The organism is Azospirillum fermentarium, from assembly GCF_025961205.1.
GTDB lineage: Bacteria > Pseudomonadota > Alphaproteobacteria > Azospirillales > Azospirillaceae > Azospirillum > Azospirillum fermentarium.
Genome location: NZ_JAOQNH010000001.1, coordinates 561663 through 579830, shown reverse-complemented (window position 1 = coordinate 579830; position 18168 = coordinate 561663). Strand labels below are relative to the sequence as shown.

The window sequence follows — 18168 nt, the reverse complement described above, 5'->3', positions numbered from 1 at the left end:
TACCCTGGCGTTCCGGTGTGCAGGGAGGAGAAACCATCATGACAAGAACCGGCCTGAACAGAGCGGGGCGTGTGCTGGCGGCGGCATGGCTGGGGCTGGCGTTCAGCCTGCCCGCTCCCCTGGCGGCCCCCCTGGCGGCCCCCCTGGCGGCCCAGGATATGCCCGCCGTGCGTTACGACGCGGGCGATGCGGTGTTCACCCCCGTCCAGGCGGCCCGCGGCATGGTGGTCAGCGAGCACGCGCTGGCCTCCGCCGCCGGGGTGGACATCCTCAAGCAGGGGGGCAACGCCGTCGATGCGGCGGTGGCCGTCGGCTTTGCCCTGGCGGTGGTTCTGCCCCAGGCCGGCAATCTGGGCGGCGGCGGCTTCATGATGATCCACGAGGGCACCAGCGGACGGTCCACCGCCCTGGATTTCCGCGAGACCGCCCCGGCGGGCGCCACCCGCGGCATGTACCTGAACGACAAGGGGGAGGTGGTGCCGGGCCGCTCCCTCTTCACCGCCCTGGCGGTGGGGGTGCCGGGATCGGTGGCCGGGCTGCTGCTGGCGCTGGAGCGTTACGGCTCCCTGCCGCGGTCCACGGTGATGGCCCCGGCCATAGCTCTTGCCGAACAGGGCTTCGCCGTCAGCCCGGCCTTCGCCGCCGTCCTGGAATCCCAGCGCGAGCACCTGGGGCGGTGGGAGGCGACGCGCGCCATCTTCCTGCCCGGCGGCCAGCCGCTGAAGGCCGGCGACCGGCTGGTGCAGGCGGACCTTGCCCGCTCGCTCCGGCTGATCGCGGAACAGGGGGCCGACGCCTTCTACCGCGGCGACATCGCGGCCAGGATCGCCGCGTCCATGGAACGCCACGGCGGGCTGATCACCAGGGACGACCTTGCCGGTTACAAGGCGGTGGAGCGGGAGCCGGTGGCCGGCACCTACCGCGGGTTCCGCGTGCTGTCCATGCCGCCGCCCAGTTCCGGCGGCACGCACGTGGTGCAGATCCTCAACCTGCTGGAACGCTATCCCCTGGCCGAGTGGGGCAGCGACAGCGCCCGCACCGTCCATGTGATGGCCGAGGCGATGAAGCGCGCCTACGCCGACCGGGCGGAATATCTGGGCGACCCCGACTTCACCCCCGTCCCGGTGCGCGGCCTCACGTCCCGTGCCTATGCCGACGCGCTGGCCAAGGGCATCGACATCGACCACGCCACCCCGGCGGCCGGCATCCGCGCCGGGCGGCCGCAGCCCTATGAAAGCGACCAGACCACCCATTTCTCGGTGGCCGACAGCCACGGCACGGTGGTCAGCACCACCTATACCCTGAACCTCCTGTTCGGCAACGGCATGGTGGCGGAGGGCACGGGCATCCTGCTGAACAACGAGATGGACGATTTCGCCGCCAAACCCGGCGTGCCAAACGCCTTCGGCCTGATCGGCGGGGACGCCAACGCCGTGGCTCCGGCCAAGCGCCCGCTCAGCTCCATGTCCCCCACCATCGTGCTGAAGGACGGCAAGCCCTGGCTGGTCACCGGCAGCCCCGGCGGCAGCCGCATCATCACCACCGTGGTCCAGACCATCGTCGATCACATCGATTTCGCCATGAACCCCGCCGAATCCGCGGCCTCCCCCCGGATGCATCACCAATGGGTGCCCGACGAGTTGCGGGTGGAGCGGGGCTTCAGCCCCGACACCCTGCGCCGGCTGCGGGAGATGGGGCAGACGGTGGCGGTGAAGCCGGCCATGGGGCGGACGGAAACCATCCAGATCCAGGGCGGCCTGTTTCTGGGCGCCGCCGACCCGCGCAACCCCGACGGGGCGGCGCTGGGGTTCTGATTCGCGCTTTCGTGAAGCAACGGTGTTGCCGAAACGCAGCCATCGGCGCAGCACCGGTGCGGGATGGGGTGGAATGGGGGTATAGTCCGCTCCACCTTTTGTCCCGCTCCTTTCTTTCCGCCCGCCAAGCCAAGGTCCGCCGCCGATGCCGCCGTCCCACAGCGAAACGCCCCTTCACGCCCAGATCCCCAACAAGGCGGCGATCATCTCGTCGGAGGCGCTGGCCCGCGAGCTTGTGGCGCTGGTGGATGTCCACGGCAATGGCGACGGGCTGCGCGCGCCGGCGCTCGCCGTCTTCCGCGCCGCCCTGGCCCGCGGGCGGCAGGAGGTGCAGCGCCGCTTCGACGAGCACGGCAGCGGCGAAGCCTGCGTGCGGGAAAACTGCTATCTGGCCGACCGGCTGATCCGCACCCTGGCGGCCTTCACCCTGGCCCACGTCTTCCCCTCCGCCAACCCCACCATGGGGGAGCAGTTCGACATCGCCGCCACCGGCGGCTACGGCCGCGGCGAGCTGGCGCCGTTCTCGGACATCGACCTGTTGTTCCTGCTGCCCTACAAGCGCACGGCGCGCGTGGAGCAGGTGGTCGAATACATGCTCTACATGCTGTGGGATCTGGGGCTGAAGGTCGGCCACGCGGTGCGCAGCGTCGATGACTGCATCCGCCAGTCCAAGGCCGACATCACCATCCGCACCGCGGTGTTGGAGGCGCGCTACCTCTGGGGGCCGCACAAGCTGTTCATCGACCTGAAGAAGCGGTTCCAGAAGGACGTGGTGGCCGGCAGCGGCACCGAATTCGTCGAGGCCAAGCTGGCCGAACGCGACAACCGCCACCAGAAGCTGGGCGACAGCCGCTATGTGCTGGAACCCAACCTCAAGGACGGCAAGGGCGGCCTGCGCGATCTGCAGACGCTGTTCTGGATCGCCAAGTACCTGTACCGCGTCGATGACGTGTCGGAGCTGGTGGAAAAGCGCGTGCTGCTGCCGGAAGAGGCGCAGCGCTTCGCCAAGGCGCAGAACTTCCTGTGGACCGCGCGCTGCCACATCCACTACCTGACCGGCCGCATGGAGGACCGCCTGACCTTCGACGTGCAGGCGGAGATCGGGCGGCGCATGGGCTACACCGAACACGCCGGGACCAAGGGCGTGGAACGCTTCATGAAGCACTATTTCCTGACGGCCAAGGACGTGGGCGACCTGACCCGCATCTTCTGCGCCGCGCTGGAGGCGGAATCGAAGCGCCCGCCCAAATTCAACATCATGCGCCTGGCCAGCCTGGCCCGCCGCCGCGACATCGAAGGCTTCATCCTCGACGGCGAACGGCTGAACGTGCGCCACGACCGTCAGTTTCGCGAACAGCCGCTGGACATGATCCGCCTGTTCCACGTGGCCCAGGACAACGACCTCGACATCCACCCCAACGCGCTGCGGGCCATCACCCGCTCGCTGAGCGCCATCGGCCCGAAGCTGCGCAACGATCCCGAGGCCAACCGCCTGTTCCTGGAGATCATGACCGGGAGGAAGGACCCGGAAATCACCCTGCGCCGCATGAACGAGGCCGGGGTTCTGGGCCGTTTCCTGCCCGATTTCGGGCGGGTGGTGGCGCAGATGCAGTACGACATGTACCACGTCTACACCGTGGACGAGCACACGCTGTTCGCGCTGGGCATCCTGCACAAGATCGAAACCGGCGCGCTGAAGGACGAGCTGCCCCTGTCGTCGGAGGTGATCCACAAGCTGGTGTCGCGCCGGGCGCTCTATGTGGCGGTGCTGTTGCACGACGTCGCCAAGGGCCGCGGCGGCGACCATTCGGTGCTGGGCGCGCGGGTGGCGGAAAAGCTGTGCCCGCGCCTGGGCCTGAGTGCCGAAGAGACGGAAACCGTGGCGTGGCTGGTGCGCTGGCATCTGGCCATGACCTACACCGCCTTCAAGCGCGACCTGGAAGACGACAAGACGGTGCGCGATTTCGTGGAGATCGTGCAGTCGCCCGAACGGCTGCGGCTGCTGCTGGTGCTGACGGTGGCCGACATCCGCGCCGTGGGGCCGGGCCGCTGGAACAATTGGAAGGCCACGCTGCTGCGCGAACTCTACAACCGCGCCGAAGAGGTGATGGCCGGCGGCCTGTCGGTCGAGGGGCGCGAGCGCCGCATCACCATCGCCCAAGGTCTGCTGCGCGACCTGCTGGCCGCCGATTTCAGGCCGGAGGAGATCGACCACCACCTGACGCTGGGCTACCCCGCCTATTGGCTGAGCTTCGACGCGGAAACCCTGGCCCACAACGCCCGCGTGGTGCGCGATGCCGAACGCGACGGACGCCCGCTGACGGTGGAAACCCGCGTGGACCGCGCGCGCGCGATCACCGAGGTGACCATTTACACCACCGACCACCACGGCCTGTTCTCCCGCCTGTCGGGGGCGCTGGCGGCGTCGGGGGCGGACATCGTGGACGCCAAGATCTTCACCATGACCAACGGCATGGCGCTCGACGTGTTCTCGGTGCAAGACGCGGTGAACGGCGGCGCGTTCGAGGGCGGGGACAAGCTGGCCCGGCTGTCGGTGACCATCGAACGGGTGCTGGGCGGCGATCTGAAGCCGCTGCGCGAACTGGCCAACCGGCGCACGACGCTGAACACCCGCACCCGCGTGTTCCACGTGGCCCCGCGCGTTCTGGTGGACAACAACGCCTCCACCACCCACACGGTGATCGAGGTCAACGGGCGCGACCGCCCCGGGCTGCTGCACAGCCTGACCCGTGCGGTGACCAACCTGTCGCTGCAGATCTCCTCGGCCAAGATCGCCACGTACGGGGAAAAGGCGGTGGACGTGTTCTATGTGAAGGACGTGTTCGGGCTGAAGGTGACCCACGACGCCAAGCTGGCGCAGATCCGCGAACGGCTGCTCCACGCGCTGGCCGACCCCGCCGGCGATCCCATCGCCGCCATCCCCGCCGTCCAGCGGCCCAAGCCGGTGAAGGTGGCGGACGGGGAGTGAGAGGGGTTACGGTCGGGGGTGGGGTGGCCCGTCCCCGGCGTCGGCAAAGTTCGTAATCACGACATCGCCTTTGGGGAAATGCGCCACCACGCGCAATTCCCCGCCCATGGCCTGAATGAAGCGGCGCAGGTTGCTGACGTACATGTCGGTGCGCTTCTCCATCTTCGCGATGGCCGATTGATCCACGTTGAGCGTTTCGCCCAAGCTGGCCTGGGTCCGCCGGCGGGCTTCCCGCCGTTCGCCGAGCGCCATTTCCTGGCGCAAGGCATCGGTCTTTGCGGCGATCCGCGCCTGCCGCTCCGGCGTCATGCCGTCGCGCAATGCGGAAAAGCCGTGGCGTCCGCTCATGGAATCAGCCGTCGGTGTGTTCAGCCGGTACCGTCATGGAAAAATGAGGATATGCCGCCGATAACATATCCTCAATCTCTTCCTCTGGGAGCAAAGTCTCCCTACGCTGCGCGGATGCCGGCGAGGAAGCGGTTGACCTCCTGGCGCAGGTTGTCGGACTGGCGGGCCAGCTCCTGGGCCGAATCCAGCACCTGATGGGCCGCCGTGCCGGTCAGTTCGGCGGACTGGTTCACCTGCACGATGTCGCTGGTCACCGTTTCCGTGCCGCGGGTGGCCTGAAGCACGTTCTGGGCGATTTCGCCGGTGGCCGCACCCTGTTCCTCCACCGCCTGGGCGATGGCGGCGGACACCGCGTCGATGCGCACGATGATGCCGGCGACGTTCTTGATCTCCTGCACCGCCTCGCCGGTGATCGCCTGGATGGTGGTCACCTGGGCGGCGATGTCGCCGGTGGCCTTGGCGGTCTGGTTGGCAAGCTGCTTCACCTCGCTCGCCACCACGGCGAACCCCTTGCCGGCGGCCCCGGCGCGCGCGGCTTCGATGGTGGCGTTCAGCGCCAGCAGGTTGGTCTGGGCGGCGATGGCGTTGATGAGTTCCACCACCGTGCCGATGTGCTCCACCGCCGAGGCCAGCCCCTCCACCTTGGTGTTGGCGCGGCCGGCGACGGTCACCGCCTCGCGGGCGATCTGCGACGACTGGCTCACCTGCTGGCCGATGCCGCTGATGGACCCCGAGAGCTGCTTGGTGGCCGAGGCCACGGTCTGCACGCTGGCGAAGGTCTGTTCGGTCGCCGCCACCACGTCGGTGGCCAGATGGCTGGTCTGGCCGGCGGCCTGGGTCATCTTCTGGGCGCGGTCCTCGATCCCCTCCGCCTCGGTCACCACGGCACGGATCACGCCGCCGACGGTCTGCTCGAAGCTGTCGGCCAGCCGGGTCATGGCCCGGCGCTTGTCCTCCTCCGCCCGCTGGGCCAGTTCGGTCTGCTGGGCTTCCAGCCGGATCTTGGCCTCGGCGTTGGTCTTGAACACCGCCACGGCGCGGGCCATGGCGCCGATCTGGTCGTGGCGCTCGGTCATCACCACCGCCGTGTTCAGGTCGTTGGCGGCCAGCCGGGCCATCAGCGACGACAGGGTGCGGATCTGGGCGTTGATCGACCGGCTGACCCCCACGGCCAGCCCGATGCCCAGAATCACCGCCAGCCCCGACACCCACAGGTTGGTGTCACGGGTGTTGCGCACCGACGCCGCCATGGCCGACAGCGATCCGGTCAGCCCGTGCCCGGCGTCGGCGTCCAGGGCTTCGCCGGCGGTTCCCACACGGGCCGCCAGGGCGGTGACGTCGGCCAGGGCGGCGTCGGTGCCGTCGGTGCTCTGCGTGGCGGTGCGCAGGGCGTTTTCATAGACGGTCAGGGCGGCGTCGAACGCCTTGCCCAGCCGCTGGACCCGCGGCAGCGCCTGACCCGCGGCCAGCAGGTCGGCGGTCAGCCGGCGCGAGGCCGCCACCTCGTTCAGCGCGGTGCCGCTGTCGGCGGGGTTGCGGGACGACAGATAGCGCAGCGCCGCCGTGGCCCCGGTGCGCTGGGAATCGCCCAGACGCAGGGTGATGGACAGCAAGGCGGCGTTGTTGTCGCGCACGAACAGGGATTGCAGCGCCGAATGGACCGTCTGAAGCTCGGTCGCCGCCTTGTGCAGTTCGGCGGTGGCGGCGCGGCGGCGGCCCACGCTGTCGATCACCGCGGCCCCGGCGGCGGAAAAGCGGGCGTGGTTCTGGCGGAGATCCGCGGCCCCTTGGGCCAGCCGGGTACCCTGGGTGGTGCGGTCCAGCCGGTCCACCGCATCCCCCAGCGCCTTGGCCGCGGTTTCGGCGGTCTTCTGGGTGGTTTCGGTCTCGAACAGGGCATAGGTGACGATGGCCTGTTCCAGTCCCTTGAACGCCGCCACCGTGTCCTGCACGGCGGCCACGGCGTCGGTGTCGGTTTTGACCGTTTCGACGGTCGCTTCGACGGTGGCCACGCCGCGCAAGGTCGAGACGTTCAGCACCACGATCAGCCCGACGGTGGCGAAGGCGCTGAGCAGGATGCGCGTGCGGATGGACAGGGCGCCGACGCCCCAGGGCCGGGGATGGCTGGTTTCCATGGCGTATCTCCTTCCGGCCCTGCCCGTGGGGCGGGCGGGGCCGTGCCGGACGGGAGCCGCGGGCGGCGGCCCCCAGGCTTTCCTGACGTTATTGGGCCTGACGTTATTGGGCCGAGCGGATCTGACGGACGAGATCGGCGCCGAACTTGGCCTCCAGCGCCGGCATGGCGGGTTCGACCGCCTTGGCGAAGGCGGCGCGGTCCACGGTGCGGACCACCTGCATCCCGGCCTTTTCCAACTGGGCGACACCCTTGGCCTCGGCCTCGGCGGCATAGGTGCGGGACGCGGCGGCGGCGGCCTTGGCCGCGGCGGTGAAGGCGGTCTTGTCCGTGTCGGACAGCTCGGCCCACAGGTCGGGCGACACCACCACCACCGCCGGATCGTACACATGGGCGGTCAGGGTCAGATGCTTTTGCACCTGATCGAATTTCGACGCGATGATGGTGGCGATGGGGTTTTCCTGTCCGTCGAACTGGCCCGCCTTCAGCGCGTCGTAAAGCTGGGGGAAGGGCAACGGGCTGGCGTCGGCGTTCAGCGCCTTGAACCCGGCCATGATGACCTCCGACTGGGGCGTGCGCAGCTTCAACCCCTGCACGTCGGCGGGGGTGGTGACCGGGCGCTTGGCGTTGGTCAGATGGCGCATGCCGTTTTCGCCCCACGCCAGGGCCACGATGTCCTTGGCGGCGAACTTGGTCAGCAGATCCTGGCCGATGGGGCCGTCGAGCACCGCATAGGCGTGCGCGGTGTCGCGGAACAGGAAGGGGATGTTGATGACGCCGGCTTCGGGAACGAAGTTGGGCAGGGGCGCCCCGGTGATGAAGGCCAGATCGACCGCACCGATCTGGATGCCCTTGATCATCTCCACCTCGCCGCCGAGGGTGGAGTTGGGGAACTGGTCGATCTTGTACCGGCCCGGCGCCTGTTTTTCCAGGGCGGCGGCAAAGGCTGCGGCTCCGGCGCCAAGCTGGGAATCCGGGGCCAGGATATAGCCGAACTTCAAGGGACGGGCGTCCTGGGCCTGGGCGGGGGCGGAAACAGCCGCGTGCAGGCAGACGGCGGCAACGGCGGCGGCGAGCAGATGTCTGATTTTCATGATATCCCCATGCCGCACAATCGGAGCGGCCGAAATTCAGGAGCGGGAGAGCGGTAAAATTGATCCTTGTGGCTTTTGCCGCCAACGCGTCCTGATTTTTGAATTCTGCTTTTCCTCACAGTCAAAATCGTAAGATGGAAAAATTAATGAAACCTATACGCATGACGATGCGCAATAAATTTTCTTGGTTTACTGATGGTAACAAACAATGTGGCTGCGAATATTTATTTAATGCGTTTGTGTTTTTGTGCCGTTCATAAAAAATAATATTTGCAGCACACGACAACAAAAAAACGGCGGCGCTGTGGGGAAGGGGGCCAACGCAGGGAGGCCAAAACGAAAAAGGCAGGAAACCGTGAACCGGTCCTGCCATCAATCGAGCATCGGGAAAATTGGTGGAGCCGAGGAGGATCGAACTCCCGACCTACGCATTGCGAACGCGTCGCTCTCCCAGCTGAGCTACGGCCCCACACACACCGTCGTTCCGGCGTGGGCCGGGATATAGGGGATGGGGCGCCCCTCTGTCAACATCTTTTTATCCGATGGTTGCCAAAGGCCGCCGGCCTTTGGTGGGGGTATGGGGGCAACGCCCCTATTGTATAACCGCCGCCCCTTGCCCACCTCGACCCAAGCGTTTAGGGTGCCCGCGCAACGCGGCCACGTTCTCGGAAAACCAGGGGGGAACCGACCACCATGATAGCGCTGTATCTGCTGATCGACACGGTGCTGGGGATTTTCGTATGGCTGCTCATCGCCTCGGCGGTGCTGAGCTGGCTGGTCGCGTTCAACGTGGTCAACACCCGCAACCGGGCGGTCTATGCCATCGGCGATTTCCTGTACCGGGTGACGGAGCCGGCGATCGCCCCCATCCGCCGGGTGATGCCCAACATGGGCGGCATCGACCTGTCGCCGATGGTTCTGATCCTGCTGATCTTCTTCGTCCGCAACCTGCTGGCCGAATACTGGCCGCGCGGGTTCTGATCCGGTGGCCGGGCCGTTCGAGGCGGTGGCCGACGGGGTACGGGTGCATCTGCGGGTGACGCCCAAGGCGTCGCGCAACGCCATCGCCGGTCTGGCCGACACCGCCGGCGGCGGGCGGGTGCTGAAGGTGTCGGTAACCGCGGTGCCCGAGGACGGCAAGGCCAACGAGGCCGTGGTCAAGCTGTTGTCCAAGGCGTGGCGGGTGCCCAAGAGCGGCATCCGCGTGGTGGCGGGTGCCACCGACCGGAACAAGATTGTGCATGTGGCGGGCGACCCGGCGGAACTGCTTTCCCGGCTCGCCGTGCCGGACTGAACCCGACGGGGCAGGGGCCAACAGGATAGGGAGTGTCGAGGGTATGAGCGCACGGATCATCGACGGCAAGGCGTTCGCCCAGGGGCTGCGGTCCCGCGTGGCCCAGGGCGTGGCGGATCTCAAGGCCAGCCACGGCGTCACCCCCGGTCTGGCGGTGGTGCTGGTGGGCGAAGACCCGGCCAGCCAGGTCTATGTCCGTTCCAAGGAACGGGCGCTGGTGGAGCTGGGGATGGCGTCCTTCGACCACCACCACCCGGCCTCGATGACGGAAGCGGAGCTGCTGACCCTCATCGCCGCGCTCAACGCCGATCCCACCGTCCACGGCATTCTGGTGCAGTTGCCGCTGCCGGCCCACATCGACACGCAAAAGGTTCTGGGCGCCATCGACCCGGGCAAGGACGCCGACGGCTTCCACGTGGTCAACGCCGGGCGGCTGGCGGCGGGGCTGCCGGGGGCCACCGTGCCCTGCACCCCGCTGGGCAGCCTGCTGCTGATCCGCGACGTGCTGGGCCGTGACCTCAAGGGGCAGCGGGCGCTGGTGGTCGGGCGGTCGAACATCGTCGGCAAGCCCATGGCGCACCTGCTGCTGGCCGCCGACTGCACGGTGACCATCGCCCATTCGCGCACCCGCGATCTGGCGGACGAATGCCGGCGCGCCGACATCCTGGTCGCCGCCGTGGGCCGGCCCGAGATGATCCGCGGCGACTGGGTGAAACCCGGTGCGGTGGTGATCGACGTGGGCATCAACCGCGTGCCCGCCACCGAGCCGGGCAAGACCAAGCTGGTGGGCGACGTCGCCTATGACGAGGCGGTCACGGTGGCCGGGGCCATCACCCCGGTTCCGGGTGGGGTGGGGCCGATGACCATCGCGTGCCTGATGCTGAACACGCTGACGCTGGCCTGCCGCGCCGTGGGCGCGCCGGAGCCGGCCGAGGCCACCGCGTGATTACGGTCCACGCCCGCGTCGGCGGGCGGGTGATCGAACAGCCGCTGGCCTGTGGCGAACCGTTGCCCGAGGGCACGGTGTGGATCGACCTGCTGCGTCCCGACGAAGCGGAGCGGCGCCACATCGGCGCCGTCACCGGCTGCGACCTGCCCACCCGCGAGGAGATGAAGGAGATCGAGGCGTCGAGCCAGCTTTATGTGGAAAACGACGCCATCTATCTGACCACCCCGGTCATCGCCCGGGCCGACACCCCCAGCCCGGTGCAGGCGGAACTGACCTTCGTCCTGACCCAGCGCTACATGATCACCGTGCGCTTCACCGAACCGCGCTCGGTCGCCACCTTCGCCGTGCGCACGGGCCGGCAGCCGGAGCTGCTGGCCAGCGCCGAGGATGCGCTGCTGGGCATTCTGGACGCGGTGGTGGACCGGGTGGCCGACGTGCTGGAACTGATCGGCGCGCGCATCGACAACCTGTCCAGCCGCGTCTTCACCGATTCCCTGGACCGGGGGCCGGGCAGCAGCAAGAAGCCCGACGAGCTTCAGGATGTGCTGCGCGGCATCGGGCGGGCCGGCGACCTGACGCACAAGGTGCGCGACTGTCTGGCCGGTCTGGACCGGCTGGTGGCCTTCCTCACCTCGGTCACCGCCGGGCGGCTGAGCAAGGAGCAGAAGGCGGTGCTGAAGATCCTGTCCCGCGACTTGCGCTCCCTGAACGAGCAGTCGGGGTTCCTCAGCCAGGAAACCAGCTTTTTGCTGGATGCCACGCTGGGCCTCATCAACATCGAACAGAACGCCATCATCAAGATCTTCTCGGTGGTGGCGGTGGCGCTGATGCCGCCGACGCTGATCGCCTCGGCCTATGGCATGAACTTCGAGTTCATGCCGGAACTGCACTGGGAATGGGGCTATCCCATGGCCATCGTGCTGATGGTGCTGTCGGCGGTTCTGCCGCTCTGGTACTTCCGCCGCCGGGGCTGGCTGTAGGGTTTTCACGACGTGAGGGGATGATCCATGCGGCGCCTGTCCGATCAGCGGCTTGACGATTTGCTGGGGCAGGACGCCCCCCATGGCGACCTGACCACCGCGGCGCTGGGCATCGGCGCTGAGCCGGGGCGCATGAGCTTCGCCGCCCGCGCCCCCATGGTGCTGGCCTGCACCGAAGAGGCGGCCCGCATGATCGAGCTGGCCGGCGGGGTGGTGGACCGGGTGGAGCCCAGCGGCACGCGGGCCGGGGCGGGACAGGTGTTCCTGACCGCCCGCGGCCCGGCGCAGGCGCTGCACCATGCGTGGAAGGTGGGGCAGACGCTGGTGGAGCACGCCGCCGGCATCGCCACCCGGGCGCGGGCCATCGTGGACGCCGCCGCCGGGGTGCCGGTGGCCTGCACCCGCAAGAACGCCCCCGGCACCAAGGACATCGCCGTGCGGGCGGTGGCCGCCGGCGGGGCGGTGATGCACCGGCTGGGGCTGTCGGAAACCGTGCTGGTGTTCCCCGAGCACCGCGCCTTTCTGTCCGGCGACCCGGCGGCGTGGATGGCGGAGCTGAAACGCCGGCTGCCGGAAAAGACGGTGGTGGTGGAGGTGGCGTCGGTGGACGACGCCGTGACCTTCGCCCGCGCCGGGGCCGGGGTGCTGCAGCTTGAGAAATTCACGCCCGAGCAGGTGCGCGCGGTGGCCGCGGCGCTGGCCGGGCTGGCCGGGAAGCCGGTCATCGCCGCCGCCGGGGGCGTTACCGAAGACAACGCCGCCGCCTATGCCGCCGCCGGGGCCGGGGTGCTGGTGACCTCCGCCCCCTTCTTCGCCCGGCCCATGGATGTGAAGGTGGTGCTGGAGCGGGCGTGAGGCCGGCTTCGGGCCGGAAACGCCGCTGGCCCGTTGCGGGCCGGGCCACGGCACCGCTCCCCTCTTTCCCAAAGCACAGTATTCCTGCCAATAAATAGGTTACATATGAGTGAAGAGGCGCGCCCTTCGCTCTCTATGGAAATAAATTGACACTATATTTTTATGAAAGCTATGATCATTACTGCAAAGGGAAATGCCTGATAAATATCGGAAAGGAATATATTTATGACCGGTAATGTGGATGTCGCTCTGCCGAACGCGACGGATGTTCATGTGGCCTCCGAAGACGGCCTTGTTCTTGTGTCGGGTGCGACCGCGGTCGTCATCACCGTCAATATCGGTGCGGTCACGGTAAAGGTCAACGTGGACCGGGACCGCCCGGCCTTCGTGGAAGGCGCCCATTACAGGATCGGCGGCCAATTGAGCGGCAAGGGGGAATTCGCCGTGCCGAAGGGGGCTTTCAAAGGCTATGGCATGGGCCCCGAGGATCACGTGGCCATCTTCATCGGCCAGATCGGCGCTCCGCAGTAAGGGCGGGTCCGTTTCATCCTGGCGCGGGGGCGCCCTGTGGCTGCCGCCATGGGGCGTTTCGCCGTTTCCTTGCAACCGGTCCTGTATCCGGCTCGGAAGCCAGGCCATCCCAAATATTATATGCTTTCACATGTATGTATTCGCGGTATTATTATCGTCTGGCAAAATAGAATTTAAATAAAATTCCATACTCTGTTGATGGCTTCTTTCTCCGATGATACCGTTTGATTTGGAAAAGTAACTTTCTTCACACCGTCCGGGATCGCGTCATGGATTATGCTCAGAAGAAACCCGCCGCGGCAGCAACTACGCCGGCCACCGTGGATCACACGGGCGTGGCGGTGCCGCTGGCGGGGGCATCTGCGCATCTGGTCCAGATGGCCGAGGATCTGAACGCCAGCCCCGCGGTGGCGCGGCTGGAGACGTTGCAGCGGGCAGCGTCGGCGGACAGCGGCCTGCCGGCCCATGTGAAGGCGGGGGTGGAGGCGCTGTCGGGCCTGTCCCTGGAGGGGGTGCGGGTGCACCGGAACTCCCCCCGCCCGGCCCAGTTTCAGGCGCACGCCATGACCGAGGGGACCGATATCCATGTGGCGCCGGGGCAAGAGCGCCACGTGCCGCACGAGGCGTGGCATGTGGTGCAGCAGATGCAAGGCCGTGTCAGGCCGACGGCGCAGTTGCGCCCGGCAAGCGGCACGGCGGCCATCCCCGTCAACAGCGACCCCGCCCTGGAAGAGGAAGCGGACCGGATGGGCAGCCACGCCCTTTCCCTGAGCCGGGCTGGGGGGCTGGCGGCAGGGGTGTCCACCGCCACTGCCCGCACCGCGGGGGCATCCGCCCAGATGATGCCCGCCATCGTGCAGCGCATGGCGGTTCAGGTCGTTCTGGACGACAAGCAACAGCTGGTGAGCGCGTTGCACATTGTGGGACGCCCGCCGAAAGCCCACGGCAACAGCATGGGGGATCACCTGACCGCGTTCACCATACAGCAGCGCGGCCTGAGGCGGTCCGTTGAGAACCGTAATTTCTGGCAGGCTCTGGCGGGCCTGACCAACTGGATGCAGTTCCTGAAGAACCTGCCCGGCTACAATCTGATCGACTCGATGCCCGAGAAGAAGAGGGAGCAGACCAGGGCGGCCTTTGACGAGATGGATGAGCTTCGTGAGAAGCTCCCGTTCGAAGGGAAGGCCGGCTGGCAGCCGGATACAGGCGCGACTCCCTATCAATGGTCGGTGTTTCAAAAGCTCGTCACCGCTGCGCTCGAAGCCCTGGAGCGCCTGCCGCTTTCGACGATCAATGTGGCGGCGAAGAACGCCGCGGCGGCCGGCAAGGGCAAAGGCGAAGCCAAGACCGCCAATGACCTTGAAGGCTTTGAGAATTATGCCGCGTTACTGACGGGGGAGATGCCGCAGAACGAAAAGGACGTGGTGATTGGCACCATCAAGGGCGGATTCGATTCCCACGCCGCCATGATGGCCCTGTTCGAGCCCGATCAAGACTTGCTGGATAAGGTGGCCCCTGGCCTGAAAAAGAGTGACACGATCGAGCGTAATATTGACCGGATCCTGACCCATCACGTCATGTCAACGAGGATGGCGTTTCCGCATGTGATGGACGCCATCGGAGACAAATACCTGTATGACAGCATGGGTCATGATATCGTTGAGCAATCAAAAACTTACAGCGCTGATTTGATTAACGGTATTCAGAGTAAGAAGAGAAATTCCGTTCTGCGCGGTGAGGATATCGTCAAGCGGGCGATGTCCACCGGGAAGAAGCTCGAAGATATGAAGGAAAGCAATAACGATAGAGCTTCCTATGACGGTGAAAAGGAATTTTTCCTTGAGCAGGATAAATTGCTCACGTCCCTTCAGGAGATGAGGAGGGGACTGGGCTTGGATGATGTTCCCGTTCCTGCGCTGTCGTTTCCGCCATTCAGCGGGCTGGAAATGATGAGCAAAATGGTGACGGAAAAAAGGATACGGAAAGCCCCGAAGCAATATGAAGAAAAACCACACCAGGCGAGCAAGAAGCCGAAGCTGAATAAGAAATCCTCAAAGGTCAAGACCGCCAAGAAGGTGGAGTCGGAGGACAGCGATGACGGCTCCCTGATGGACAGCATGCTCCATGTTTCCTCGATCGGCTCGATTCTCCCCGGCCCCAACATCGAACTGAACCTTCATTCCGGCATGCACGGCATCACCATCATGGCCGGTGATGGCGATCAGGAAAGCAAGAAGAATGCGGATTCCGAAGGCCATGATGATGGTGAGCACGAGGACGTATCGGAAGAAAAGGAAACAAAGACCAACGGCGTCGTCATAAAGGAAACCATCAAGGGGATTTCCGTCCAGATTGATCTGGATGAGCACGGCGTCATCAGCAACGTCATCTTTGCGGGCCGCCCGCCATCGCCGCTCAGAACCGGGATGGGAGCCCACACGACGGCGTGGTTTGTTCTGCAGGATTGGGTGCGCCACGCGCTCAAAAACAAATCGTTGCCTCAAGCATGGGAAGCGACGGAAGAGCTGGTGGCTAAGGCGAAGATGCACCTTGAAAGCCTATCCAAGCATTTCGTCTTTTCCGAAGATATCGACCACCAAAGCGGCGCTGGAGGCATGGTGGTTGAAGAGAACAAATTCAAAAGCAACTCCAAGGTAAATTTGGAGTCTGCCAAGGAAAATATGGAAAACATACTTGATCTTGCGCGGAGCAGCACGAACCACTCGGTGATGCGCCTTCAGTCCATGATTGTGCATCTTCTCGTCTTTATGAACAATATCCCTGGAGCGACGCTGCCGGCGGTCAACACCAACAACCGGGGCGAACAGGATGCGCGCAGCATTCTTCTCAACATTGCGGACGGCACGGCACGCAAGGCCGCCAGAAAGGCCGCTTTCGATATAAACGGGTTGTCGAAGCTGGATGTCGTCAATGAAGAAACAGGGATGGAGACCTACGGGATGGACGAGGGCATCAACCCGTTGCTGCGCACCGAACTGCTGATAAAGACCTCGCGCGAGCAGGCCAAGAACAAGCTTTGGGATATCCATAAAACCATGGTCAGGGAGGCGTATCCGATCCCCCTGTTCTAGGTTGCGCGATGCACGGAGCTGTGATTGGGGAAGAGAGGTCTTCTCCGTGAGAGAGTTCAGTGGAGTGACGGGAAATAATATATCAGGCCCAGTGGGGAGGGGGGCTGCACCCCTGAAGCCCCGTCACGCCGGGGCTTCTCCCGTTTTCAGGGGGCATACCCCCGGCAGAACACCGTCACCGCCGAATCGACGATGGCGTCCATCTGTTCCTCGGTGGGGACCGGCTCCAGCCCGGTGACGATGCGCATGTGGCGGTGGGACCGCACCATGCCCAGGAACTGTTCCGCCGCCAGCTTGGGATCGCCCAGGCGCAGCTTGCCGCTGCGGTCCGCCTCGGCCATCAGGGCGGTCATGCCGTCCACCCAGCGGCTGGGGCCGGCGTTGTAGAACGCCTTGGCCAATTCGGGGAACCGGTGCGACTCGCCCACCGCCACGCGGTAGACGGCCAGCGCCCGCGGCGAGAACAGCAGGCGGATGAACAGCCGCCCCAGATGGCGCAGCGCGTCGGCGATGTCCATGCGGGCGAAGCCCTCGCACTCCAGATCACCCAGATGCCGGCGGCATTCGCAGTTGATCATCGCCGCGAACAGCTCTTCCTTGCTGCGGAAATACGCATACAGCGTGGCCTTGGACACGTTGGCCGTTCGCGCCACCGCGTCCATGCTGACCGCACCATAGCCGGTTTCCAGAAACAGCGTGCCCGCCGCTTCCAGAATCAGCGCGGGCTTCGACCCCGGCTCCGGCGGCCAGAACGGCAGCTTGGCCAGCGGATCGGTGTCGTCACCGGACGAGAGGGGGCAGGACTGCTTTTCCATCGGACCTGACTAAACCGTTCAGTTCAATCTTGACAAACCTTAGCGCATGGGTCACCTTCCCTGCAACACTGAACTGGACGGTTCAGTTTTCAGGGCCGGAATGCAGCCGGCGGCACGTAGGGTTACCGAAGGGGTTCTTACCATGGCACTCGCGGTGCGTAAGGTCATTTTGTCGGGTGTTGCGGCGGCGGCCTTGACGGGAGGAGCCTTTTTCGGCTGGTCGTGGTGGACTCATGGGCGCTTCATCGAAAGCACCGACAACGCCTATGTCCACAGCGACATCACCATCGTGGCGCCCAAGGTCGCCGGTTATGTGCGCGAGGTGCGGGTCACCGACAACCAGAAGATCGCCGTCGGCGACGTCCTGGTGGTGCTGGAGGACCGCGACTACCGCGCCCAGTTGGCCCAGGCCGACGCCGCCGTCGCCGCGCAGAAGGCGGCGCTGGAAAGCAACAGCCGCACGGCCGAGCTTCAGCGCTCCCTGATCGCCCAGGCCGACGCGGAACTGACCAGCGCCGATGCCGAACGCCAGCGCGCAGCATTGGAATTCCAGCGCGCCCATTCCCTGGCCGCCGACAAGTGGGGCACCCGCCAGCGGCTGGAGGAGGCGGAAGCCGCCCTGCACAAGGCCGACGCCGCGGTGCTGAAGGCCCGCGCCGCCCTGGCCGCCACCAAGGATCAGGCCGCCGTCATCAACGCATCCCGCAACGAGATCATGGCCCGTCTGCAGCAGGCCGAAGCCGCCCAGACCGCCGCCCGCAACGACCTGGACAACACGGTCCTGCGCGCCGCCGTGGACGGGGTGGTCGGCAACCGCGGCGTCCAGGTGGGGCAGTTCGCCCGCACCGGCCAGCAACTGCTGTCGCTGGTGCCGCTGCCCGACGTCTACATCGTCGCCAATTTCAAGGAAACCCAGCTGTCGCGGATGCGGCCGGGCCAGACGGTGACGCTGGAGGTGGACGCCTTTCCTCACCATTCCCTGACCGGGCGGGTGGAAAGCTTCTCGCCCGCGTCCGGCTCGCAGTTCTCGCTGCTGCCCCCGGAAAACGCCACCGGCAACTTCACCAAGATCGTGCAACGGGTGCCCGTGCGCATCGCCGTGCCGCGCGACAACCCGCTGTCGGGGCTGCTGCGCCCCGGCCTGTCGGTGGTGGCCGCGGTGGACACCCAGGGGGCGGAGGATACGCCGCACCCGCCGGGCGCCGTGTTCGGCGCGGTGGAGCCGCCGTCGATGGTGGCGGCGCGCTAAGCCCACCGCACCGGCCCCTTTCGG

Annotated in this window: 14 protein-coding genes and 1 tRNA gene; 10 read left to right on the top strand and 5 right to left on the bottom strand. The window is 66.3% G+C overall.

The window, feature by feature from the left end:
* The first annotated feature begins 38 nt into the window (after positions 1-38).
* Positions 39-1814, top strand: a complete 1776-nt coding sequence (gene ggt, locus M2352_RS02780) for a gamma-glutamyltransferase (RefSeq protein WP_264662983.1) — start codon at positions 39-41, stop codon at positions 1812-1814.
* A gap of 145 nt (positions 1815-1959) precedes the next feature.
* A complete protein-coding gene (locus M2352_RS02775; RefSeq protein WP_264662982.1) occupies positions 1960-4803 on the top strand; it encodes a [protein-PII] uridylyltransferase in 2844 nt (947 codons plus the stop codon).
* 6 nt (positions 4804-4809) lie between these two features.
* Here the strand turns inward: M2352_RS02775 and M2352_RS02770 are convergent, their stop codons facing one another.
* From M2352_RS02770 to M2352_RS02755, 4 genes are all read right to left on the bottom strand, one after another.
* Positions 4810-5151: a helix-turn-helix domain-containing protein gene (locus M2352_RS02770; protein WP_264662981.1), complete on the bottom strand. Its 342-nt coding sequence runs from the start codon at positions 5149-5151 to the stop codon at positions 4810-4812.
* 101 nt (positions 5152-5252) lie between these two features.
* Positions 5253-7286: a methyl-accepting chemotaxis protein gene (locus M2352_RS02765; protein WP_264662980.1), complete on the bottom strand. Its 2034-nt coding sequence runs from the start codon at positions 7284-7286 to the stop codon at positions 5253-5255.
* Between the two features lie 103 nt (positions 7287-7389).
* Entirely contained in the window at positions 7390-8379 is a 990-nt protein-coding gene (locus tag M2352_RS02760; protein WP_264662979.1) for a DctP family TRAP transporter solute-binding subunit, read from the bottom strand.
* 393 nt (positions 8380-8772) lie between these two features.
* A tRNA-Ala gene (locus M2352_RS02755) sits at positions 8773-8848 on the bottom strand.
* A gap of 224 nt (positions 8849-9072) precedes the next feature.
* On the opposite strand from M2352_RS02755, the gene M2352_RS02750 reads away from it, so the two are divergent.
* The 7 genes from M2352_RS02750 to M2352_RS02720 all read left to right on the top strand — a co-directional run bounded on the left by M2352_RS02750 (position 9073) and on the right by M2352_RS02720 (position 16080).
* Positions 9073-9360, top strand: coding sequence for a YggT family protein (locus M2352_RS02750; protein ID WP_264662978.1), 288 nt, complete (start codon positions 9073-9075; stop codon positions 9358-9360).
* A 4-nt stretch (positions 9361-9364) separates the two neighbouring features.
* The gene (locus M2352_RS02745; RefSeq protein WP_264662977.1) at positions 9365-9673 is read left to right on the top strand and encodes a DUF167 domain-containing protein; all 309 of its coding nucleotides are present in this window, start codon (positions 9365-9367) and stop codon (positions 9671-9673) included.
* Positions 9674-9716: 43 nt separating this feature from the next.
* Complete coding sequence (gene folD, locus M2352_RS02740; RefSeq protein WP_264662976.1) at positions 9717-10619, top strand: bifunctional methylenetetrahydrofolate dehydrogenase/methenyltetrahydrofolate cyclohydrolase FolD; 903 nt, start codon at positions 9717-9719, stop codon at positions 10617-10619.
* Entirely contained in the window at positions 10616-11602 is a 987-nt protein-coding gene (locus M2352_RS02735) for a magnesium transporter CorA family protein (RefSeq protein WP_264662975.1), read from the top strand. The genes folD and M2352_RS02735 overlap by 4 nt, the downstream gene beginning before the upstream one ends.
* Before the next feature lie 27 nt (positions 11603-11629).
* The gene (gene modD / locus M2352_RS02730) at positions 11630-12457 is read left to right on the top strand and encodes a ModD protein (RefSeq protein ID WP_264662974.1); all 828 of its coding nucleotides are present in this window, start codon (positions 11630-11632) and stop codon (positions 12455-12457) included.
* Between the two features lie 225 nt (positions 12458-12682).
* Entirely contained in the window at positions 12683-12988 is a 306-nt protein-coding gene (locus M2352_RS02725) for a hypothetical protein (protein ID WP_264662973.1), read from the top strand.
* A 269-nt stretch (positions 12989-13257) separates the two neighbouring features.
* Positions 13258-16080, top strand: a complete 2823-nt coding sequence (locus M2352_RS02720; protein ID WP_264662972.1) for an eCIS core domain-containing protein — start codon at positions 13258-13260, stop codon at positions 16078-16080.
* Positions 16081-16226: 146 nt separating this feature from the next.
* Here the strand turns inward: M2352_RS02720 and M2352_RS02715 are convergent, their stop codons facing one another.
* Positions 16227-16895 (bottom strand): TetR/AcrR family transcriptional regulator, encoded by a 669-nt coding sequence (locus tag M2352_RS02715; RefSeq protein ID WP_264662971.1) that lies wholly within the window; start codon positions 16893-16895, stop codon positions 16227-16229.
* Positions 16896-17037: 142 nt separating this feature from the next.
* On the opposite strand from M2352_RS02715, the gene M2352_RS02710 reads away from it, so the two are divergent.
* A complete protein-coding gene (locus tag M2352_RS02710) occupies positions 17038-18144 on the top strand; it encodes an HlyD family secretion protein (protein WP_264662970.1) in 1107 nt (368 codons plus the stop codon).
* Positions 18145-18168 lie beyond the last annotated feature (24 nt).